Consider the following 19,415-nt stretch of genomic DNA (forward strand, 5'->3'; position numbering starts at 1 on the left):
GGAAAAGCATATATTTCCTATGTTGCGATATAGGAAATCATGATCCCTTTCTCTTTCCGCCAGCTCGAGTACTTCGTCGCCGCCGCCGAGCACGGCAGCATCAGCGCCGCGGCCCGGGCGCGCCATGTGTCGCAGCCGTCGGTATCGACCGCGATCGCCCAGCTGGAGGACTCGCTGGGCGAGCCGCTGTTCAGGCGGCAGGTCAGCCGCGGGCTGTCGCTGACCCCGGCCGGGCAGCGCCTGCTGGGCAAGGCCCGCGACGTGCTGGCGCTGGCGGCGGGGCTTGCCGTCGATGATGGTGCAGGCAGGGGCCTGAGCGGCCAGCTGTCGCTGACCTGCTTCCAGGACCTGGGCCCGTACTTCGTGCCGCGCCTGCTGGCGGGACTGCGACAGCGCCATCCCGGCATCTCGGTGACGCTGTTCGAGGCCGACCTCGCCACGGTCCATCGCACCTTGCAGGCCGGCAAGGCGGAGCTGGCGGTGACCTATGAACTGGGACTCGACGCCCGCACCGAGCGCCGCACGCTGGCGGAGCTGCCGCCCTACGCGTTGCTTCCGGCCGCGCATCCGCTGGCGAGCGGCGCCGATGTCAGCCTGGCCGACCTGGCCGCAGAGCGGCTGATCCTCGAGGACATTCCCCAGACCCGTGAATACTTCCTGTCATTGTTCTGGGCCCATGGGCTGCACCCGGCGCTACACCAGTACACGCAGACCTTCGAGATGCAGCGCGGGCTGGTGGCGCACGGGTACGGCGTGGCGCTGTCGTGCACGCGGCCCGCAGGCGACCACAGCTACGACGGCGTGCCGATAGCCTGCCGGCCGCTGCGCGAGCCGGTGACGCCACAGCGCGTGGTGCTGGCGCGCTCGCCGGCCATGCGCGCATCGCCGCTGGCGCAGGCGTTCATGGATTGGGTCGATGCAGCGGAGGGCGGCGCCGGGGTTCAGCGCGGGTAGATCGCGCCCAGCACGCGCGGCCCGGCGGCGCCGGTCACGGTGGGGACGTTGCCGGGCAGGCGTAGCAGGCACTGGCGCGCCAGCCAGGCAAAGGCGATCGCTTCGACCTGCGAGACCGGCACGTCGTAGTCCTCGGAGGTCTCGATGGCCACACCCGGCAGGGCCTGCGCCAGCCGCGCCAGCACGAAGGCATTGCGCGCGCCGCCGCCGCAGACGATCAGCCGCCGCGCGGTGGGCGCGCTGGCGCGCACGTCGCGCGCGATGGCCTCGGCGGTCAGTGCGGCCAGGGTGGCCTGCACGTCGGCCGGCGCGAGCTGCGGGAACGCCGCCAGCCGCGCTTCGAGCCAGCCGGGATGGAACAGGTCGCGCCCGGTGCTCTTGGGCGGCGGCGCGCTGAAATAGGGCTCGGCCAGGCACTGCGCCAGCAGCGCGGCGTCGACGCGCCCGCTGGCGGCCCATTCGCCGTTGCTGTCGAAGGCCAGGCCGCGGTGGTGGCCGATCCAGTAGTCGAGCAGCGCATTGCCCGGCCCGCAGTCGAAACCGCTGATGGGGCCGCCCGCTGCCGGCAGGATGCTGATGTTGGAGATGCCGCCGATATTGCAGGCCACGCGGGTCTCGGCGTCGCTGCCGAACAGCGCGTGATGCAGCGCCGGCACCAGCGGCGCGCCCTGTCCGCCGGCGGCGAGGTCGCGGCTGCGGAAGTCCGCCACCACGTCGATGCCGGCCAGTTCCGCCAGCCGCGCCGGATGCTGGCTTTGGCGGGTATAGCCGATGCCGTCGTAGAGGCCTGGCCGATGGCGGATGGTCTGGCCGTGGGCGCCGATGGCGGCGATCGAGGCGGCATCGACGCGCGCCTCGCGCAACAGCGCGGCGACGCAGTCGGCGTAGACCTGCGCCAGCGCATTGGCCGCCAGCGCCTCGCGGTGGATCTCGTCCTCGCCTGGCTGCTGCAGGGCGCCGAAAGCGGCGCGCAGCGTGTCGGGGAAGGGCTGGCTGGCGGCCGCCAGCACCACTGGGCGCGCGCCGCCGAAATCGACCAGTACCGCGTCGGCACCGTCCATGCTGGTGCCGGACATGATGCCGATATAGCGTTCGCTGCCGGGCACGGGGATCACGGTGGACGCGGTCAGTTGGCGGCGGTCAGCACGTTGTAGGTGCGCAGCGCGTTGATGCGGCTGAGCAGCCCGCTGGTGTAGGTCAGGAATTCCTGGCGCGACTTGCCGGTCAGCGGCGGCGATTCCATCAGCGTGACGGTCAGCGGGTTCTGCGGCACGTCGTTGAAGCGGAACTCGTAGTGCAGGTGCGGGCCGGTGGCCCAGCCGGTCGCGCCGACATAGCCGATCAGCTGGCCCTGGCGCACCGTCTGACCCTGGCGCATGCCGGCAAAGCCGGACAGGTGCGCGTAGTAGGTGGAGTACCCGTTGGGATGCGACAGGATGACGATGTTGCCGTAGCCGTTCTGCTGGCCGACGAACTCGACCACGCCATCGCCGGTGGCCAGCACCTTGGTGCCGGTGGGGGCGGCGAAGTCGACGCCCTTGTGCTGGGCCCAGTCGTGATGCAGCGGATGCTCGCGGCCGCCGAAGCCCGACGACACGCGCGAGAACTCCACCGGCGAGCGCAGGAACGGCCGCTTCATGCTGCGCCCGTCGAAGGTGTAGTAGGCGCCGCCGTCCTTGTTGCCCTCGGGCGCGAACCAAAGCGCCTGGTGCAGCTGGTTGCGGTTGATCAGCTCGAGCGCGACCACGCGGCCGTTGCGCACGAAGGTGCCGTCGCGAAAGCCCGCCTCATAGATGATGCGGAAGCGGTCGCCGGCGGCGATGTCGTGGTGGAAGTCGATCACCCCGGAGAAGATCGACAGCATCTGCTGCACCACTTCGTCGGGCACGTTGGCGGCGTCCATGGCCTTGAAGAAGCCACCGGAGGAAATCGCGCCCGAGGCCATCTCGTAGTGCACGTCGTTGTCGACACGCTGCACCTTGGCCTTGTAGGCGGCGGCGGTGTCGCCGCTGGCGGCGCGCACGCGCTCGATCACCAGTTCGCGCGAGGCCGCGGCGTCGCCGCCGAGGTTGGCCTGCAGCGACACCAGCGTGTTGCTCTCGTCGATTTCCGCCTGCACCGCCTGGCCCGGGTTCAGGTTGAACAGGCCGCGCGCGGTGGGGTTCTTGACGATGAACGCCTGCGCGTCGGCATCGTCCACGCCCAGCCGCTTGAGCAGGCTGGCAATGGTGTCGCCGCGCTGCATGCGCTCTTCGCGCACGTACACGGCCTGGCTGTCGGTGAGCTGTTCGAGCTGTTCGCGCACGTCGGGCATGCGCAGGGCCTGCTGGGTACGGGGCGCGCGCGGATCGTCGTAGGCGCTGCGGGGCGCAACACCCATGGCCGCAGCCATGCCGAGCGTGAAGATCGCGCCGACCGAGGCCGTCAGTTGTTTGCGCCGCCGCGCATGCTGGGGGTTGGTCGGATCGACCAGCACCACCAGCTCACGCGCGAAAACTTCGCGGAGTCTGGACCACATCACGTAAAATTCAACCTTGGTCTGAGCCCGCTGCCGGGGACGATGTGTCTCGTCTGCCTTCCTCCCCCGAGGTGCGGCGCGTGCTGTCAAAATTCAGATTTTGGCCGCCTGCCTTGCTGTGCAACTCCAGTGCAGAGTGCCGAGCAAAGTGACGGGTGGCGCACCGGAAAGGCTTCCGCAGGCGCCCGGAAACGCGGATTATACCAAAATCCGGCCCTGGCGGCTGTCGGCAGATTTCCTAAAATTTCAAGTATTTCAAAGACTTACGTGATGACTGAAGTTGCCTCGGCCGCACCGGCCAAATACCCCCTGACGCCCTCGGTGATGCAGGCCCTGGAAATCTCCAAACGCGGCTGCGACGAGCTGCTGATCGAAGCGGAGTGGGCGCAGAAGCTGGCGCGCAGCGAGGCCACCGGCGTGCCGCTGCGCATCAAGCTGGGGCTGGACCCCACCGCGCCCGACATCCATATCGGCCACACCGTGGTGCTGAACAAGCTGCGCCAGCTGCAGGACCTCGGCCACCAGGTGATCTTCCTGATCGGCGACTTCACCTCGACCATCGGCGACCCGTCGGGCCGCAACAGCACGCGCCCACCGCTCACTCGCGAGCAGATCGAGGCCAACGCCCAGACCTACTACCGCCAGGCCAGCCTGGTGCTCGACCCGGCCCGCACCGAGATCCGCTACAACAGCGAATGGTGCGACCCGCTCGGCGCGCGCGGCATGATCCAGCTCGCCGCCAAGTACACCGTGGCGCGCATGATGGAGCGCGACGACTTCACCAAGCGCTTCCGCTCCGGGATTCCGATTTCCGTGCACGAGTTCCTCTACCCGCTGATGCAGGGCTACGACTCGGTGGCGCTGAAGTCCGACCTGGAGCTGGGCGGCACCGACCAGAAGTTCAACCTGCTGGTGGGGCGCGAGCTGCAGAAGGAGTACGGCCAGGAGCCGCAGTGCATCCTGACCATGCCGCTGCTGGTGGGCCTGGACGGGGTCGAGAAGATGTCCAAGTCCAAGGGCAACTACGTGGGCGTGACCGAGGCCCCCAACGAGATGTTCGGCAAGCTGATGAGCATCTCGGACGACCTGATGTGGCAGTACTTCACGCTGCTGTCGTTCCGCCCGATGAGCGAGATCGACCTGATGAAGCAGGAGATCGCCGCGGGCCGCAACCCGCGCGACTGCAAGGTCCTGCTGGCGCAGGAGATCGTGGCGCGCTTCCACAGCCAGGCCGATGCCGAGAAGGCGCTGGAAGACTTCAACCACCGCGCCCGCGGCGGCGTGCCGGACGATATCCCGGCGGTCAGCCTGGACGGTGCGCCGCTGGGCATCGCGCAAGTGCTCAAGCAGGCCAACCTGGTGCCGTCGACCTCGGAAGCCAACCGCAATATCGAGCAGGGCGGCGTCAAGATCGACGGCGCCACCGTGAGCGACAAGGCTACCAAGGTGGCCGCGGGCACCTACGTGGTGCAGGTCGGCAAGCGCCGCTTCGCGCGCGTGACGCTGGCCTGAGGCGGCGATGATCGCGCTGATCCAGCGGGTGGCCCAGGCCCGCGTCACGGTCGCAGGCCGCACCACCGGCGAAATCGGCGCCGGCCTGCTGGCACTGGTCTGCGCTGAACGCGGCGACACCGAGGCCCAGGCCGAGCGGCTGCTGGCCAAGATGCTGTCGTACCGGGTGTTTTCCGATGCGGACGGCAAGATGAACCTGCCGGTGCAGAACATCGACGGCAACGGCAATCAGGGCGGGCTGCTGGTGGTGTCGCAGTTCACGCTGGCGGCCGACACCAACAGCGGCACGCGGCCGAGCTTCACCCCCGCGGCCTCGCCCGAGGACGGCCGGCGCCTGTACGAGCATTTCGTGGCGCGCGCGCGCGCGGCGCATCCGCAGGTGCAGACCGGCGAGTTCGGCGCGATGATGCAGGTCAGCCTGGTCAACGACGGTCCGGTCACGTTCTGGCTGCGCGTCGCGCCGGCCTGAAACGATTCGAAGCTGCCGCGTCCACGGCGCGGCATCAAGACAGGAGAGACAAATGAAACTCTGGAGCAAGTCCTTCAACGACAACGCGCCGATCCCCGGCGAGTTCGCCTTCTGCGTGCCCGACGCCGCCGCCCACGTGGCCCTGTCGAACAACCGCAATCCCGACCTGCACTGGGAAGACGCGCCGGCCGAGACGCGCTCGTTCGTGCTGATCTGCCACGACCGCGACGTCCCCAGCAAGGGCGACGACGTCAACCAGGAAGGCCGCGAAGTGCCGGCCTCGCTGCCGCGCGTGGACTTCTTCCACTGGGTGCTGGTCGACATCCCGCCCGGCCTGACCTCGATCGCCGCGGGCTCGCACAGCGACGGCGTGATCGCGCGCGGCAAGCCGGGCCCGGAAGCCACCGGCGGCACCGCCACCGCGGGCGGCCTGCGCCACGGTATCAACGACTACACCGGCTGGTTTGCCGGCGACGCCGACATGAAAGGCGACTACTACGGCTATGACGGCCCGTGCCCGCCGTGGAACGACGCGCTGCTGCACCACTACGTGTTCACGCTGTATGCGCTGGACCTCGACCGGCTGCCGCTGGAAGGCACCTTTACCGGCACCCAGGTGCGCGAGGCGATCCAGGGCCACGTGCTGGCGCAGGCCAGCCTGACCGGCACCTATACGCTGAACCCGAAGCTGGCCAAGTCATCGGCGGCCTGAAGCCGGACCGGTGCCGCGTCCCGCGCGGTGTCGGGCCGGCATGGCCGCAAGCAAGCACCCGCAGCAACCCCGAAGGAAACGGCATGTCGCAAAGCCCCGGGCCGCATTCGCTGGCCTTTACCCACCTGATCGTGATCCGCCACGGCGAAACGGCCTGGAACCGGGAGCGCCGGCTGCAGGGCCAGCTCGATATTCCGCTGAACGAGACCGGCCATGCCCAGGCTCGCGCGCTGGCAGATGCGCTGGCGGGCGAGCCGATCGATGCGGTGTATTCCAGCGACCTGTCGCGCGCGATGGAAACCGCCGCGCCGCTGGCCGAGGCACTGGGGCTGCAGGTGCGCGCCGATGCGCGGCTGCGCGAGCGCAGCTACGGCGTGCTGCAGGGCAAGACCTACGCCGAGGTGGCAGAGCACCTGCCGGAAGACTTTGCCCGCTGGCAGGCGCGCGTGCCCGATTACACACCGCCCGAGGGCGAGTCGCTTCTGGGTTTCCACGAACGCGCGGTCGACGCGGTGCTGGCGCTGTCGCGCCGGCATCCCGGCGAGCGCATCGCGCTGGTGGCGCACGGCGGCGTGCTCGACTGCCTCTATCGCGAGGCCACCGGCATGACGCTGGAAGCGCCACGCCAGCACGAGCTGCTCAATGCCAGCGTCAACCGCCTGCGCAGCGACAGCACCCACCTGACCCTGGCCCAGTGGGGCGACGTCAGCCACCTGGAAAACCTGGCGCTGGACGAGGTGGACCGGCGCGTGCCGTAGCGCTGCGCTAGACCCGGACGCGGAACGGCGTGAAGTTGGTATGCCGGTCGAAATAGTCTTCGTTCTCGGCGCGCTTGAGGAAGCCCACCACCTTGTACGTGACCGGCGTCATCACCACTTCCCAGCCGGTCTTCAGCACGTACTGCGCCACCGCCACCTGGACCACCTGCTCGAGCGGCCAGATGCCGTAGAAGGCGATCACATAGAACAGTGACGAGTCGACCAGCTCGCCGGCCAGCGTCGAGCCGATGGTGCGCGTCCACAGCCACCGGCCGCCGGTCCACAGCTTCATCTTGGCCAGCACATAGCTGTTGGCGAAGCTGCCGCAGCAGAACGCGATCAGCGAGCCGAGCGCGATGCGCCAGGTATTGCCGAACACGTCCTGCAGGCTCTGCTGATAGTCCGCCATGAACGGGGCGACCGGCATGTTCAGCACCACCACGCTCATGAAGGTGGCGAAGGCCAGCGCGGCAAAACCCGCCCAGACCACGCGCCGGTCGCGCCCGTAGCCGTAGACTTCGGTCAGCACGTCGCCGAAGATGTATGAGATCGGGAAGAACAGCACGCCGGCGCCGAAGGTGACCGTGCCGATCACCGGCAGCGTGACCTGCGCCGCCTTGGCCGCGCCGATCAGGTTCGAGCACAGCAGCACGGTGACGAAGGCCACCATGACGAAGTCGTAGTAGCGGTAGACGCGGCCGGCCTGGGGCGGGCTGGCGGTAGTGGCAGTCATTGGGGGCTCCCGGTCGCGTGCGCGCTGGCGCAGTGAGTTGGGCGCGATTATGCCAGCACGCGGTGCGTTCGCGCACGCAGCAAGCCCCGGCATGGCACGGCCACGGGTGCCCAAAAAGCAAATTCCCGGCCTGGGCCGGGAACCGTGTTAGAGAGGCCGCTGCCGGAGCGGCACCGCCGTTGCGTCAGATATCCAGCTTGCTGATCTTCGACCCGTTCACCGAGACGTCGAACATCAGGCCGGCGTTGGTCTGCACGAAAGCAATCACCGGCTGCTGGCTGGTGAGCGTGTCGAGCCTGCCGTCCGCGCCGATCTTCGCCACGGCCACGTTGGCATCCGCACCCGCAGTCCAGCCCTTGCTGGCCACGAACTTGTTGTAAGCCTCGGGCGTCATGAACATGATGATGATCGCCTTGGACTGTCCGCCGGCGGTCAGCCCGACCGAGGCCTGCGTCGTGCTGTAGTAGCCGACCGTCGCGCCCTTCGATCGCAACGCGCCTTCGCCGTATTCGGCGCCTACGATAAAGCCGCCTGCCAGCACGCGCGGGAACACCAGGATGCCTTGCGCGCGCTGCGCCAGCTCGCGCGAGCCGTTGGCCGAGGAGAACAGGCGGTTCAGCGCGCCATCGACTCCGGCATCGATCTCTTGCTTCTTGGCGACCGGGTCTTTGGACGCGCCGGTGCCGGTGGTGGTACAGCCCGCGGCCATCGCGGTCGCAACGAGCAGGCCCGATCCGGCAACCCGGGTAACAAAGTGGCGACGATTCATAGGTAACCTCCTGATGGGAAAAGTACCGCGCCTGATTCAGTGGCTCAGTTTGCTGCGGCTGCCGCTGGCGCCCTGACCGTAATGGCCACGACTTCACGGTAGACGATCTTGGCCATCTGGCCTTGCTTGATGCCATTCAGATCGATGGCGGGGTCCTGGACCTTGACCGTGCGCAGCGTCTCGCGCGGGCCGCGGAAGGTGAGCAGGCGCTTGGCCGGGTCGACCTTGGTGATCTGGGCGGTCACCGTGGTGGTGATCTCGCGCATGATGCCGGGCTTGCCGCCCTCGGCCGCGCGCGTGGTGCGGTCGACCGATTCGGCCAGGGCCGTGGCCTTGCTGTCGACCGGCTCGAGCGCCGCGACCAGCGCGGCGCCGCGCGCCACGGTCAGGATGTCGCCCTTGCGGATCTGGCCGAAATTGCGGACCTCGTCGCCGCCCACCAGCTCGACCACATTGCCGCGCGGGCCCTGCACCAGCACCGCCTTGGTTTCGGGATCGATATCGACGATCTTGCCGCTGATGACCGCTTCTTCGGCCACGCCGACCGGCGCCGGCGGGCGCTGGGCGTTGGCACTGCCGGCGCTGAACGCGGCCAGGGCGAGAAGTGCGGCAAGCAGGCTGGAACACTGGCGGATCATGGCTTTCCTTGACAGGTTTGCAAAGGCGCCGTGCCCCGGCGGACACAGCCGTCATGGCACCTAGGCAGGTGCCGATGAAGCCATTGTGGACAATCGGCCACCGGCCAGCAATCCACTTCGAAAAAATTTGGGGCGGGAATTTAAAACGTTTAATTGATCGCGACGTGTGCGCCCTGGCACACGTCGCGCGGGCACCGGTTCAGCCGTCGCCGAACAGTTCGTCGGCGCCGCCGGCCATGCCTTGCGGGCTGGCCAGCCCGAAATGCCGGTAGGCCGCCGCGGTGGCGACGCGCCCGCGCGGGGTGCGCTGCAGGTAGCCCTGCTGGATCAGGTAGGGCTCGAGCACGTCCTCGATGGTGTCGCGCTCTTCGCTGATGGCGGCGGCGAGGTTGTCCACGCCGACCGGGCCGCCGCCGAACTTGTGCAGCACCGCCTCGAGCAGCTTGCGGTCCATCAGGTCGAAGCCGACGCGGTCGACGTCGAGCATGGCCAGTGCGGCATCCGCCATCTCGCGCGTGATGGTGCCGTCGCCCTTGACCTCGGCATAGTCACGCACCCGGCGCAGCAGCCGGTTGGCGATGCGGGGCGTGCCGCGCGCGCGCCGGGCGATTTCCAGCGCGCCTTGCGGATCGATGCGGGCGTGCAGCAGTTGCGCCGAGCGGCTGACGATGCGGGCCAGTTCCTCGGCGGTGTAGAACTCCAGCCGTGCGACGATGCCGAAGCGGTCGCGCAGCGGGTTGGTCAGCATGCCGGCGCGCGTGGTCGCGCCCACCAGCGTGAACGGCTGCAGGTCCAGCTTGACCGAGCGCGCCGCCGGGCCCTCGCCGATCATGATGTCGATCTGGTAGTCCTCGAGCGCCGGGTACAGGATTTCCTCGACCACCGGCGAAAGCCGGTGGATCTCGTCGATGAAGAGGACGTCGTTGGCTTCGAGGTTGGTCAGCAGCGCGGCGAGGTCGCCGGGGCGCTCCAGCACCGGGCCGGAGGTCTGGCGCAGGTTGACCCCCATCTCGCGCGCGATGATGTGGGCCAGCGTAGTCTTGCCCAGCCCGGGCGGGCCGAACAGCAGCACGTGGTCGAGCGCTTCGCGGCGCTTGCGCGCCGCATGCATGAAGATGTCCAGCTGGCCGCGCACCTTTTCCTGGCCGACATACTCGTCCAGCAGCTTGGGCCGCAGTGCGCGCTCGAACGCCTCCTCCTGCGACGAGGCGGGGGTGGCGGCGATCACGCGGGAGGGAGCGGCAAGCTTGTCTGTTTCGATCATGGTGGTCAGGGGCCCGGACTGCGGCAACAAAGCGCCATTCTACGCGCCAATCCGAAGCTCAACCCTTAGACAGCGCCTTCAGCGCCAGCTTGATGCCCTCGGACACCCCGGTGCCTGCCGGCACCTGCTTGATCGCGGCAGCGGCTTCTTTTTCCGAGTAGCCCAGCGCCAGCAGCGCATTGAGCACGTCGACGGCACTGTCGGGCACCGCCGGCGCGCCGGGCGCATGGCCCAGTTCCGCGCCAAGCTTGCCCTTGAGCTCCAGCAGCAGCCGCTCGGCGGTCTTCTTGCCGATGCCGGGAATGCGCGTCAGGCGCCCGGCTTCCTGCAGCGTGATCGCCTGCGCCAGCTCGGGCACCGACATGCCCGACAGCACCGCCAGCGCCATGCGCGCGCCGATGCCGGTGATCTTGATCAGCTCGCGAAAGGTGTTGCGCTCGGCCGCGCTGCCGAAGCCGTACAGCAGGTGCGCATCCTCGCGCACGATCAGCTGCGTCAGCAGGGTCACCGGCTGGCCCAGCGCGGGCAGGTTGTAGAAGGTGCTCATCGGCACGTCGACCTCGTAGCCGACGCCGTGGCAGTCGACCAGCAGGTGCGGGGGATTTTTCTCGATAAGGGTGCCGGCGATGCGTCCGATCATGGTGCGGGGAGAAAACAGGAAGTCAGGAAAGAAGCGGCCGCCAGTTTAGCGCGACGGCCGCCCGGCCGGCTCAGCGCGCCGGTGTATCGACGGCGCGCCGCCCCAGCGCCGGGTCGTCGGTGAAGAAGCCATCGATGCCAGCCGCGACGAAGGCCTGCACCTCGCGCTCCATGCCCGCCGGGCTGCGCGTGGCCTCGTCGCCGCCGCTCTGCAGCGCCTTGGGCAGGAAGCTGTTTTCCGGGCGGAAGGTGTACGGATGCACGAACAGTCCGGCGGCATGGGCTTGCTGTACCACCGCGGTCGGCGCGCCCAGCGCGCCCTGCGCATCGCGCGGCACCAAGCTGCTTTTCTCGGGACCGATGCCGTCGGCGTAGGCCGCGACTTCGCGCAGGCCGGTCGTGCTCAGCATGTCGCCATAGGTGCGGCCGTCGCCGGCCAGCTTCCAGTCGGCCGGGCCCTTGCGCGGGTTGCCGATCAGCTGGACCAGCCTGACGTTGGACAAGCCATTGCCGAGCGTGCGCCGCAGCGCGCGCAGGCTGCCGCTCTCGAAACACTGGATGAACACCGGCGCATTGCGCAGGTACGGCTGCGCCCGCACCGCCGCGGCGAGCTTGTCCTCGAGCGGCAGGCCGATGCCGCGGAAGTAGCTGGGGTGCTTCAGCTCTGCGTAGATGCCGACGGGTTTGCCGGTGCGCAGCGCGGCCTGCTCGGCCAGGCGCACGATCTCGTCGAAGGTCGGCACCTCGAACTGGTCGTTCAGGCGCGCATTGGCCGGGCGCAGGCGCGGGATGCGCTCGCGCGCGCGCAGCGTCTTCAGTTCGGCCAGCGTAAAGTCCTCGGTGAACCAGCCGGTCAGGCGCTCGCCGTCGATCACCTTGGTGCGCTTGCGCTCGGCGAACTGCGGCAGTTCGGCGACGTTGGTGGTGCCGGTGATGTCGTTCTCGTGGCGCGCCACCAGCACGCCGTCGCGCGTCATGACGAGGTCGGGCTCGATCGCGTCGGCGCCATCCTCGATCGCCTTGGCATAGGCGGCCAGCGTATGTTCCGGACGCAGCGCGCTGGCACCGCGGTGCGCGATCACCAGCGGCCTGGACGGCGGCGCCGCCATCGCGGCCGGAGCGCTGGCGGCGGGCGCCGGCGCCGGCGCAGCCGGCGTTGCGGCGCGCTTGGGGCGCGGCGCGGTGGCACAGCCGGCAGCCAGGGCCGCGCACGCCGCGGCGGCAACGGTCGGCAACAGCCAGCGGCGGCAGGCGGCAACAACACGGGCGAGGCTGGCGCGCGCGCGCGGCGCACGCAGTCGGGACTGGCTAGGCATGCAGCGTTCCTGTGGTGGGATCAGGCCCGATTGTAAAAGACGCGTCGCGCTCAGCCGACCAGGCGTCCGCGCCGCACGCGCATGCCCTTGCGCACCAGCTCGGGCGCCAGGCCGGCGAGCGTGCCCAGGGTATCGCCGCCGTTGGCATGGCAGATCGCCACGCCCAGCGCATCGGCCGCATCGCTGCCGGGCTGGCCGGGCAGCATCAGCAGGCGTGTCACCATTTCCTGCACCTGCGCCTTGTTGGCGCGGCCATAGCCGACCACCGCCACCTTGAGCTGCAGCGCGGTGTATTCGAACACCGGCAGGCCATAGCCGACCAGCCCGCAGATCGCCGCGCCGCGGGCCTGGCCCAGCAGCAGCGTGGACTGCGGGTTGACGTTGACGAAGACCTTCTCGATCGCCGCGCAGTCGGGCGCATAGGTGCGCGAGACCTCGCTGATGCCGTCGTACAGCGTCTTCAGCCGTTCGGGCAGGTTGGCATTGCCGTCGCTCTTGATCGTGCCCGAGGCGATGTAGGCAAGCTTGTTGCCCTGCTTCTCGATCACGCCGAAGCCGGTGGTGCGCAGGCCGGGGTCGATGCCTAGGATTCGCATGGGGTGGGTGGGGTGGATGGCGCTGCTAGTGTATTGCTTTTTGCGCGGGTGTTCGCGCCGGCATCGCCGGCGCACCAAGCAAAAAGCGGTTTCGCTGCCCGCATGGGAGGCGAAACCGCTTCGTTTGCCGGCGGCCTTGCTGCGCAAGTCCGCGAGCGTGCCGTGCTTAGTGGCGGAAATGCCGCGTGCCGGTCAGCACCATGGCAATGCCGCGCTCGTCGGCAGCGGCGACCACTTCATCGTCGCGCACCGAGCCGCCCGGCTGGATCACGCAGGTCGCGCCGGCATCGACCACCACGTCGAGGCCGTCGCGGAACGGGAAGAACGCGTCCGACGCCACCGCCGAACCCGCCAGGGTCAGGCCCGCGTTCTGCGCCTTGATGCTGGCGATGCGGGCCGAATCGACGCGGCTCATCTGGCCGGCGCCCACGCCCAGCGTCATGCCGCCGCCGCAGAACACGATGGCGTTGGACTTGACGAACTTGGCCACGCGCCAGGCGAACATCAGGTCGTCCATTTCCTTCGGCGTCGGGTGGCGGCGCGTCACCACGCGCAGTTCGGACGGCTGCACGTTCTTGGCGTCCGGGCTCTGCACCAGCAGGCCGCCGCCGACGCGCTTGAAGTCGAACTGGTTGATGCCCTTGCCCAGCGGGATCTCGAGCAGGCGCACGTTCTGCTTGGCCGCGAACACCGCGCGCGCGGCGGCGCTGAACGCCGGCGCGATCAGCACCTCGACGAACTGCTTGGCCACGGCCTGCGCGGCGGCTTCATCCAGCTCGACGTTGAAGGCGATGATGCCGCCGAAGGCCGAGGTCGAGTCGGTCTTGAAGGCCTTGTCATACGCTTCCAGCGCATTGGCGCCCAGCGCCACGCCGCACGGGTTGGCGTGCTTGATGATGACGCAGGCAGCCCCGCTGGCGGCGTCGAACGACTTCACGCACTCCCACGCGGCATCGGCGTCGGCGATGTTGTTGTACGACAGTTCCTTGCCCTGCAGCTGCACGTAGTTGGCGAGCGCGCCGTCGACGGCCTTCAGGTCGCGGTAGAACGCCGCCGACTGGTGCGGGTTCTCGCCGTAGCGCATTTCCTGGACCTTGTCGAAGGCCAGGTTCAGCGTCTGCGGGTAGGCGCTGCGCGCCTGGTGCGACTTGTCGGCACCGAGGCTGGTCAGGTAGTTGGTGATGGCGCCGTCGTACTGCGCGGTGTGCGCGAACACCTTGGTGGCCAGGCGGAAGTTGGTGTCGTAGCCGACGCTGTTGCCATTGGCGCGCATTTCACCGAGCACCACGGCGTAGTCGGCCGGGTCGACGATCACGGTCACGTCGCGGTGGTTCTTGGCCGCCGAGCGCAGCATGGTCGGGCCGCCGATGTCGATGTTCTCGATCGCGTCCGGCAGCGTGCAGTCATCCTTGGCCACGGTCTGCTGGAACGGGTACAGGTTCACCACCAGCAGGTCGATGGTGGGGATATCGTGTTCGGCCAGCGCGGCCATGTGCTCGGGCAGGTCGCGGCGCGCCAGGATGCCGCCGTGGACCTTGGGGTGCAGCGTCTTGACGCGGCCGTCGAGCATTTCCGGGAAGCCGGTGTAATCGGCCACCTCCGTCACGGGCAGGCCGCTGTCGGCCAGCAGCTTGGCGGTGCCGCCGGTGGAAAGCAGCGTGACGCCGAGCGCGTTCAGTTCGCGCGCGAATTCGACGATGCCGGTCTTGTCGGAAACGGAGAGTAGGGCTTGCTTGATCATGGCAGTGGGAAACGCTTCAAATTCAAAGTAAACCGTGCTGCTGCAGCTTCTTGCGCAGCGTATTGCGATTGATGCCCAGGTAGGCGGCCGCCAGCGACTGGTTGCGCTCGGCGCGCACCATCACGGCTTCCAGCAGCGGCCGTTCGACCGCCTCGAGCACCATGTTGTACATGTTCGACGGCTCTTCGCCGTCCAGGTCGCGAAAGTACGTATCCAGGCTTTCCCGGATGCACTGGTCGATAGCGTTGCGGCTCATGCGGCAAGCAACTCCCCGTTATTGTTGTTGTTCGCTTCGTCTTTATCTTGTTTGCCCTGCTCGTCGTCCACGTACACCAGCCGGTCCGAGAACTGCGCCTGCTCGTCGAAGAAGGCGTTGACCGCCGCCAGTTGCTCGGTGGTGGATTCCAGCGTGTTCATGCGGTGGCGGAACAGGTTGGCGCCGCGCAGCCCGCGCGTGTACCAGGCAATGTGCTTGCGCGCGGTGCGCACGCCGGTGAACTCGCCGTAGAAGGCGTAATGGTCTTCCAGGTGCGCGTTCATGATGGCGCGGATCTCGGCCACTTCCGGCGACGGCAGCATCTCGCCGGTCTTGAGGAAGTGCTCGATCTCGCGGAACAGCCAGGGCCGGCCCTGCGCTGCGCGGCCGATCATGAGCGCGTCGGCGCCGGTCAAAGCCAGCACCTGCCTGGCCTTCTGCGGCGTGGTGATGTCGCCGTTGGCGACCACCGGGATCGACAACTCCGCCTTGACCGCGGCAATGGTCTCGTACTCGGCGTCGCCGTGGTACAGGTCGGCGCGGGTGCGGCCGTGGATGGTCAGCATGCTGATGCCGGCGTCCTCGACCATGCGCGCGATGCGCAGCGCATTGCGGTTTTCGCGGTTCCAGCCGGTGCGGATCTTCAGCGTCACCGGCACGCGCTCGCCGACCGCGGCGACCACCGCCTCGACGATGCGCACCACCAGCGGCTCGTTCTGCAGCAGGGCCGAGCCGGCGGCGACGTTGCACACCTTCTTGGCCGGGCAGCCCATATTGATGTCGATGATCTGCGCGCCGCGGTCGACGTTGTAGCGCGCCGCCTCGGCCATCATCGACGGCTCGGCGCCGGCGATCTGCACCGCGATCGGCTCGACCTCGCCGGCGTGGTTGGCGCGGCGCATGGTCTTCTCGCTCTTCCACAGCTGGGCGTTGGAGGCGACCATTTCAGACACCGCGTAGCCCGCGCCCAGCTGCTTGCACAGCTGGCGGAAAGGCCGGTCCGTCACGCCCGCCATCGGGGCGACAAACAGGTTGTTGCGGAGTTGGTGAGGTCCGATCTGCACGGCGGTGGTGGCGGTTGTGGCGGTGAAGCGGCGATTCTGGTGGCCCGTCCCGGTGGCCCGGCGTCGCCGCACGACATGCGCCGCGACGGATCGGGACAACCTGTGTGGGGCGGGAAGGAAACAGAGACGAAACGGAAAAACATGCCCCTGCCGAAACTGCTGCCGGCGGGTGGATCGGGACATGTGCGAGGGCAGGATTCTACCGCCAATCGGTCGCCATTGCCCAAGATTTGAGCATCCGCGGCGCAGCACGGCGGCGAGCGTGGCGCCATGCCGCGCTGCCGGTGGCGCAAGCGCCACTGGCAGCGCGCGGCCGGCCGTTCAACGGCGCATGCCGAACATCATGTGGCGCGCCAGCGCGTGTCGCAGCGGCGGCAGGCATGCCAGCGCCGCCAGCGACGCGCCGCGCGCATGGGCCGCAAGCGGGTACGCCACGCCGAACACGCGCGGCAGCAGGTCGGTCACGCCGATGGTGACGGCGCGGTCGAGGCGATGGCGGCCGGCAAACGCCTGCAGCGCTTGCGGGGTGCAGGCGCCGCGCAGCGAGTCGGCCAGCGCAAAGGCATCGCGCAGGCCCAGGTTCAGCCCCTGTCCGGCCACCGGATGCAGCGTCTGCGCGGCATTGCCGACCGCGACCACGCGGCCGTTGACCGTGACCGGCGCGGCGTTCAGCCCCAGCGGGAAGGCATGGCGCTTGCCCGCCAGCGTGAACTGGCCCATGCGGTCGCCGAAGGCCTGGCCCAGCTCCGCGGCAAACTGCGCGTCCGGCAGCGCGATGCGGCGCGCGGCCTGTTCCGGCGGGCAGCACCACACCAGCGCGTAGCCGGGCGTGCCGTGTTCCTCGTGCGGCAGCAGCGCCAGCGGGCCTTCCTCGGTAAAGCGCTCCCAGGCCCAGCCGGGCTGCGGGCGCGAGCAGGTGACATGGGCGATCACCGCGGTCTGGCGATAGTCGCGCGTGCGCGCGCCGCGGCCCTGGTGCGCGGCCTGTTCATGGAACAGCCCCCCCTCGGCCTGCACTGCCACGCGCGCGGCAAACCGTGTCGCCTGGCCGTCGTGGCCGATGCCCTCCAGATGCACGATGCCGGCGTCCGGCACGTCCGCGCCACGCGGCACCGGATCCTGCCCGATCCGCTCGATGCGGGTTTCGAAGACCCGGCGCAGCTGGCCTTCGCCGGCCGCGTGCGTGGCCTGCGCCAGCGCCCGCTCGAGCACGTTGCACAGCTCGCCGTAGCGCACCACATAGCCAAGCGCGGGCACCCCGTAGTCGTCATGGTGCAGGCGGACATGGCCGAAGCGGCCGCGCTGCGACACATGGATATGCTCGATCGGGCTGCCCGGCACCGGCCATGCGCCGATCTGCTCCAGCAGCTGGCGGCTGCCGTGCGACAGCGCGATCGCGCGCGGGTCGCGCGCCGCGCGCGCCGGCGTGGCGGCGTCGGCCAGCACGATGCGCCAGCCGGTGGTGCGCAACAGCTGGCAGGCCAGCGCCAGCCCGACCGGGCCGCCGCCGACGATGACGATGTCGGCCGGGCCGCCGAAATCAGGCTGCTGGGCCGCCATGGTCACTGTCTCCTGCCTGGTCTGCGCCGGTTCCGGACTGGGCTTCGGCGCCGCGCTTCCAGCAGATCGCGTCCGAGCGCGACTTGCCGGCCGCGGCGTCGCGCAGTGCGTTGTCGAGCTTTTGCTGGTTGAAGCCCGGCAGCGCGCGCAGCTGCTCCAGCAGCGCGGCATGGTTGGCGGCATCGAACGGCACCACGCAGCCCTGGCCCGAGTCCGGCGCGCCGATCAGGATCAGCCACGCCTTGCCGGCCCAAGGCGCGCGGTCGGAGACCCGCACCACCACGCGCTCGAGCACGTTCCAGGCGAGCTCCTCGCGCTGGCCGTCGGGGCGGTGCACCACCACGCGGTCGTCGTACAGGTTGACGATGAACGGTTCGGACGGATCGGGTCGCCGGGCACTGCCGGCCTGGTCGCGGGCGCCGCCCTGGCCCGGCAGGATCCTGCGCAGCCAGCTGATCATCGCTGGCCTCCGGCGGGGGCGCGGTCGCGCATCAGCGCTTCGATCTCGTCGGCCAGCACCGGCACGCCGCGCGTGATCAGCTCGCAGTCGCCCTCGGTGACCACGGCGTCGTCCTCGATGCGGATGCCGATATGCCAGTAGCGCTCGGGCACGTCCTCGGCCGGGCGCACGTAGATGCCGGGCTCGATGGTCAGCACCATGCCGGGCTGCAGCGGCCGCCACGGCCGCTCGCCCTCGCCGCTGTGGCCGGCCACGCGGTACTCGCCCACGTCATGGACATCCATGCCGAGCCAGTGGCCGGTGCGGTGCATGTAGAAGCGGCGGTAGCTGCCGCTGGCCAGCACGTCGTCGAGCGTGCCTTCCTTGTTGCGGTCGAGCAGGCCGGTGTCGAGCATGCCCTGGGCCAGCACGCGCACGGCGGCGTCATGCGGCACGTTGTAGGGCACGCCGGCGCGGGTCTCGTTGATGGCGGCCTGCTGCGCGGCCACCACCAGGTCATACAGCTCGCGCTGCGCCGGCGAGAAGCGGCCCGAGACGGGGAAGGTGCGGGTGATGTCGGAGGCGTAGCCATCCAGCTCGCAGCCGGCGTCGATCAGGCACAGGTCGCCGTCCTTCAGCTCGGCCGGGCCGGCGCGGTAGTGCAGCACGCAGGCGTTGGGGCCGGTGGCGACGATCGAGTTGTAGGCCACGCTCTGCGCGCCATGGCGGCGGAATTCATAGAGCAGCTCGGCTTCCAGGTGGTATTCGCGCAGGCCGGCGCGGGTGGCCTGCATCGCGCGCACATGGGCGCCGGCGGAAATCGTCGCGGCGCGGCGCATGATGGCCAGCTCGCCGGCATCCTTGAACAGCCGCATTTCATCGAGCAGCGTGCGGATGTCGAGCGCCACCGACGGCGCGGCCACGCCGGCGCGGCCCTGCATTCGCACGGCGTCGAGCCAGCGCCGCATCTGCATGTCGGTGCGGATCGAATCGGCCAGCGGATAGGCCAGCTGCGCGCGGTTGGCCAGCAGCGGCGGCAGCGTGGCATCGATTTCTTCGACCGAATGCGCTTCGTCGAAGCCGAACGCGGCGCGCGCGCCTTCCGGGCCGAAGCGGAAGCCGTCCCAGATCTCGCGCTCTTCATGCTTGGGGCGGCAGAACAGGATGCTGCGGTCAGCCTCGGCCGGCTCGCCGGGCGCGCCGGCCACCAGCACCAGCACCGCTTCGGGCTCGGTGAAGCCGCTCAGGTAATAGAAATAGCTGTCGTGCCGGTACGGATAGTCGCTGTCGCGGTTGCGCATGGCTTCCGGCGCCGTGGGCAGGATCGCCACGCCGCCGCCGCCGGCGCGCAGGTGCTGCAGCACTCGGGCGCGGCGTTCGCGGCAGGCGGCGAGGAGGGCGGTGTCGGGTGCGGACATTGGTCTGGCCTGATAAGGAGGATCAGGCCGATTCTACCGCCGCTGGCGGCGCCGCTGCG

20 protein-coding genes are annotated in these 19,415 nt (G+C 69.2%); 5 read left to right on the forward strand and 15 right to left on the reverse strand.

Features of this window, described 5'->3' with window-relative positions:
• The first annotated feature begins 39 nt into the window (after positions 1–39).
• Positions 40–954 (forward strand): LysR family transcriptional regulator, encoded by a 915-nt coding sequence (locus C7416_RS09145; protein WP_111518377.1) that lies wholly within the window; start codon positions 40–42, stop codon positions 952–954.
• Here the strand turns inward: C7416_RS09145 and C7416_RS09150 are convergent.
• On the reverse strand, positions 942–2,030 hold the full coding sequence (locus tag C7416_RS09150) for an anhydro-N-acetylmuramic acid kinase (RefSeq protein ID WP_240988201.1): 1,089 nt from the start codon (positions 2,028–2,030) through the stop codon (positions 942–944). The two genes, C7416_RS09145 and C7416_RS09150, sit on opposite strands and share 13 nt — an antisense overlap.
• 50 nt (positions 2,031–2,080) lie before the next feature.
• Positions 2,081–3,472, reverse strand: a complete 1,392-nt coding sequence (locus C7416_RS09155) for a M23 family metallopeptidase (protein WP_111518381.1) — start codon at positions 3,470–3,472, stop codon at positions 2,081–2,083.
• 270 nt (positions 3,473–3,742) lie between these two features.
• On the opposite strand from C7416_RS09155, the gene tyrS reads away from it, so the two are divergent.
• The 4 genes from tyrS to C7416_RS09175 all read left to right on the forward strand — a co-directional run bounded on the left by tyrS (position 3,743) and on the right by C7416_RS09175 (position 6,923).
• Entirely contained in the window at positions 3,743–4,984 is a 1,242-nt protein-coding gene (tyrS, locus tag C7416_RS09160; protein ID WP_111518383.1) for a tyrosine--tRNA ligase, read from the forward strand.
• Positions 4,985–4,991: 7 nt separating this feature from the next.
• On the forward strand, positions 4,992–5,453 hold the full coding sequence (dtd, locus tag C7416_RS09165; RefSeq protein WP_111518385.1) for a D-aminoacyl-tRNA deacylase: 462 nt from the start codon (positions 4,992–4,994) through the stop codon (positions 5,451–5,453).
• A 52-nt stretch (positions 5,454–5,505) separates the two neighbouring features.
• Positions 5,506–6,165, forward strand: coding sequence for a YbhB/YbcL family Raf kinase inhibitor-like protein (locus C7416_RS09170; protein ID WP_111518387.1), 660 nt, complete (start codon positions 5,506–5,508; stop codon positions 6,163–6,165).
• Positions 6,166–6,248: 83 nt separating this feature from the next.
• On the forward strand, positions 6,249–6,923 hold the full coding sequence (locus C7416_RS09175) for a histidine phosphatase family protein (RefSeq protein WP_111518389.1): 675 nt from the start codon (positions 6,249–6,251) through the stop codon (positions 6,921–6,923).
• A gap of 7 nt (positions 6,924–6,930) precedes the next feature.
• On the opposite strand, the gene C7416_RS09180 is transcribed toward C7416_RS09175, so the two are convergent.
• The 13 genes from C7416_RS09180 to C7416_RS09240 all read right to left on the reverse strand — a co-directional run bounded on the left by C7416_RS09180 (position 6,931) and on the right by C7416_RS09240 (position 19,356).
• Entirely contained in the window at positions 6,931–7,656 is a 726-nt protein-coding gene (locus C7416_RS09180; protein ID WP_111518391.1) for a queuosine precursor transporter, read from the reverse strand.
• A 184-nt stretch (positions 7,657–7,840) separates the two neighbouring features.
• Positions 7,841–8,425: a BPSL1445 family SYLF domain-containing lipoprotein gene (locus C7416_RS09185; protein WP_111518393.1), complete on the reverse strand. Its 585-nt coding sequence runs from the start codon at positions 8,423–8,425 to the stop codon at positions 7,841–7,843.
• Positions 8,426–8,469: 44 nt separating this feature from the next.
• Positions 8,470–9,063 (reverse strand): hypothetical protein, encoded by a 594-nt coding sequence (locus tag C7416_RS09190; RefSeq protein ID WP_111518395.1) that lies wholly within the window; start codon positions 9,061–9,063, stop codon positions 8,470–8,472.
• Between the two features lie 199 nt (positions 9,064–9,262).
• Positions 9,263–10,327: a Holliday junction branch migration DNA helicase RuvB gene (ruvB, locus tag C7416_RS09195; protein WP_111519044.1), complete on the reverse strand. Its 1,065-nt coding sequence runs from the start codon at positions 10,325–10,327 to the stop codon at positions 9,263–9,265.
• A 58-nt stretch (positions 10,328–10,385) separates the two neighbouring features.
• Entirely contained in the window at positions 10,386–10,967 is a 582-nt protein-coding gene (gene ruvA / locus C7416_RS09200; RefSeq protein WP_111518397.1) for a Holliday junction branch migration protein RuvA, read from the reverse strand.
• Between the two features lie 70 nt (positions 10,968–11,037).
• Positions 11,038–12,282: a glycerophosphodiester phosphodiesterase gene (locus tag C7416_RS09205; RefSeq protein WP_111518399.1), complete on the reverse strand. Its 1,245-nt coding sequence runs from the start codon at positions 12,280–12,282 to the stop codon at positions 11,038–11,040.
• A 50-nt stretch (positions 12,283–12,332) separates the two neighbouring features.
• Complete coding sequence (ruvC, locus tag C7416_RS09210) at positions 12,333–12,878, reverse strand: crossover junction endodeoxyribonuclease RuvC (protein WP_018008809.1); 546 nt, start codon at positions 12,876–12,878, stop codon at positions 12,333–12,335.
• Between the two features lie 166 nt (positions 12,879–13,044).
• Positions 13,045–14,619 (reverse strand): bifunctional phosphoribosylaminoimidazolecarboxamide formyltransferase/IMP cyclohydrolase, encoded by a 1,575-nt coding sequence (gene purH / locus C7416_RS09215; RefSeq protein ID WP_111518401.1) that lies wholly within the window; start codon positions 14,617–14,619, stop codon positions 13,045–13,047.
• A 22-nt stretch (positions 14,620–14,641) separates the two neighbouring features.
• A complete protein-coding gene (locus tag C7416_RS09220) occupies positions 14,642–14,875 on the reverse strand; it encodes a Fis family transcriptional regulator (protein WP_010813887.1) in 234 nt (77 codons plus the stop codon).
• On the reverse strand, positions 14,872–15,939 hold the full coding sequence (gene dusB / locus C7416_RS09225) for a tRNA dihydrouridine synthase DusB (protein WP_111519045.1): 1,068 nt from the start codon (positions 15,937–15,939) through the stop codon (positions 14,872–14,874). The genes C7416_RS09220 and dusB overlap by 4 nt, the downstream gene beginning before the upstream one ends.
• A 321-nt stretch (positions 15,940–16,260) precedes the next feature.
• The gene (locus tag C7416_RS09230; protein ID WP_111518403.1) at positions 16,261–17,499 is read right to left on the reverse strand and encodes a UbiH/UbiF/VisC/COQ6 family ubiquinone biosynthesis hydroxylase; all 1,239 of its coding nucleotides are present in this window, start codon (positions 17,497–17,499) and stop codon (positions 16,261–16,263) included.
• Positions 17,480–17,959: a hypothetical protein gene (locus C7416_RS09235; RefSeq protein ID WP_111518405.1), complete on the reverse strand. Its 480-nt coding sequence runs from the start codon at positions 17,957–17,959 to the stop codon at positions 17,480–17,482. Before C7416_RS09235 ends, C7416_RS09230 begins: the two co-directional genes overlap by 20 nt.
• Positions 17,956–19,356, reverse strand: a complete 1,401-nt coding sequence (locus C7416_RS09240; RefSeq protein WP_111518407.1) for an aminopeptidase P N-terminal domain-containing protein — start codon at positions 19,354–19,356, stop codon at positions 17,956–17,958. Before C7416_RS09240 ends, C7416_RS09235 begins: the two co-directional genes overlap by 4 nt.
• Positions 19,357–19,415 lie beyond the last annotated feature (59 nt).

This window comes from Cupriavidus phytorum (assembly GCF_003254285.1).
GTDB classification, from domain to species: domain Bacteria; phylum Pseudomonadota; class Gammaproteobacteria; order Burkholderiales; family Burkholderiaceae; genus Cupriavidus; species Cupriavidus phytorum.

Excerpts from the sequence above, each read along its gene's own strand:
- C7416_RS09240 (WP_111518407.1), bottom strand. The coding sequence starts at position 19,356 with ATGTCCGCACCCGACACCGCCCTCCTCGCCGCCTGCCGCGAACGCCGC.
- tyrS (WP_111518383.1), top strand. The coding sequence starts at position 3,743 with ATGACTGAAGTTGCCTCGGCCGCACCGGCCAAATACCCCCTGACGCCC.
- ruvC (WP_018008809.1), bottom strand. The coding sequence starts at position 12,878 with ATGCGAATCCTAGGCATCGACCCCGGCCTGCGCACCACCGGCTTCGGC.
- ruvA (WP_111518397.1), bottom strand. The coding sequence starts at position 10,967 with ATGATCGGACGCATCGCCGGCACCCTTATCGAGAAAAATCCCCCGCAC.
- C7416_RS09145 (WP_111518377.1), top strand. The coding sequence starts at position 40 with ATGATCCCTTTCTCTTTCCGCCAGCTCGAGTACTTCGTCGCCGCCGCC.
- purH (WP_111518401.1), bottom strand. The coding sequence starts at position 14,619 with ATGATCAAGCAAGCCCTACTCTCCGTTTCCGACAAGACCGGCATCGTC.
- dtd (WP_111518385.1), top strand. The coding sequence starts at position 4,992 with ATGATCGCGCTGATCCAGCGGGTGGCCCAGGCCCGCGTCACGGTCGCA.
- C7416_RS09150 (WP_240988201.1), bottom strand. The coding sequence starts at position 2,030 with ATGTCCGGCACCAGCATGGACGGTGCCGACGCGGTACTGGTCGATTTC.
- ruvB (WP_111519044.1), bottom strand. The coding sequence starts at position 10,327 with ATGATCGAAACAGACAAGCTTGCCGCTCCCTCCCGCGTGATCGCCGCC.
- C7416_RS09230 (WP_111518403.1), bottom strand. The coding sequence starts at position 17,499 with ATGGCGGCCCAGCAGCCTGATTTCGGCGGCCCGGCCGACATCGTCATC.
- C7416_RS09180 (WP_111518391.1), bottom strand. The coding sequence starts at position 7,656 with ATGACTGCCACTACCGCCAGCCCGCCCCAGGCCGGCCGCGTCTACCGC.
- C7416_RS09205 (WP_111518399.1), bottom strand. The coding sequence starts at position 12,282 with ATGCCTAGCCAGTCCCGACTGCGTGCGCCGCGCGCGCGCGCCAGCCTC.
- C7416_RS09175 (WP_111518389.1), top strand. The coding sequence starts at position 6,249 with ATGTCGCAAAGCCCCGGGCCGCATTCGCTGGCCTTTACCCACCTGATC.
- C7416_RS09190 (WP_111518395.1), bottom strand. The coding sequence starts at position 9,063 with ATGATCCGCCAGTGTTCCAGCCTGCTTGCCGCACTTCTCGCCCTGGCC.
- C7416_RS09185 (WP_111518393.1), bottom strand. The coding sequence starts at position 8,425 with ATGAATCGTCGCCACTTTGTTACCCGGGTTGCCGGATCGGGCCTGCTC.
- C7416_RS09220 (WP_010813887.1), bottom strand. The coding sequence starts at position 14,875 with ATGAGCCGCAACGCTATCGACCAGTGCATCCGGGAAAGCCTGGATACG.
- C7416_RS09235 (WP_111518405.1), bottom strand. The coding sequence starts at position 17,959 with ATGATCAGCTGGCTGCGCAGGATCCTGCCGGGCCAGGGCGGCGCCCGC.
- C7416_RS09155 (WP_111518381.1), bottom strand. The coding sequence starts at position 3,472 with ATGTGGTCCAGACTCCGCGAAGTTTTCGCGCGTGAGCTGGTGGTGCTG.
- C7416_RS09170 (WP_111518387.1), top strand. The coding sequence starts at position 5,506 with ATGAAACTCTGGAGCAAGTCCTTCAACGACAACGCGCCGATCCCCGGC.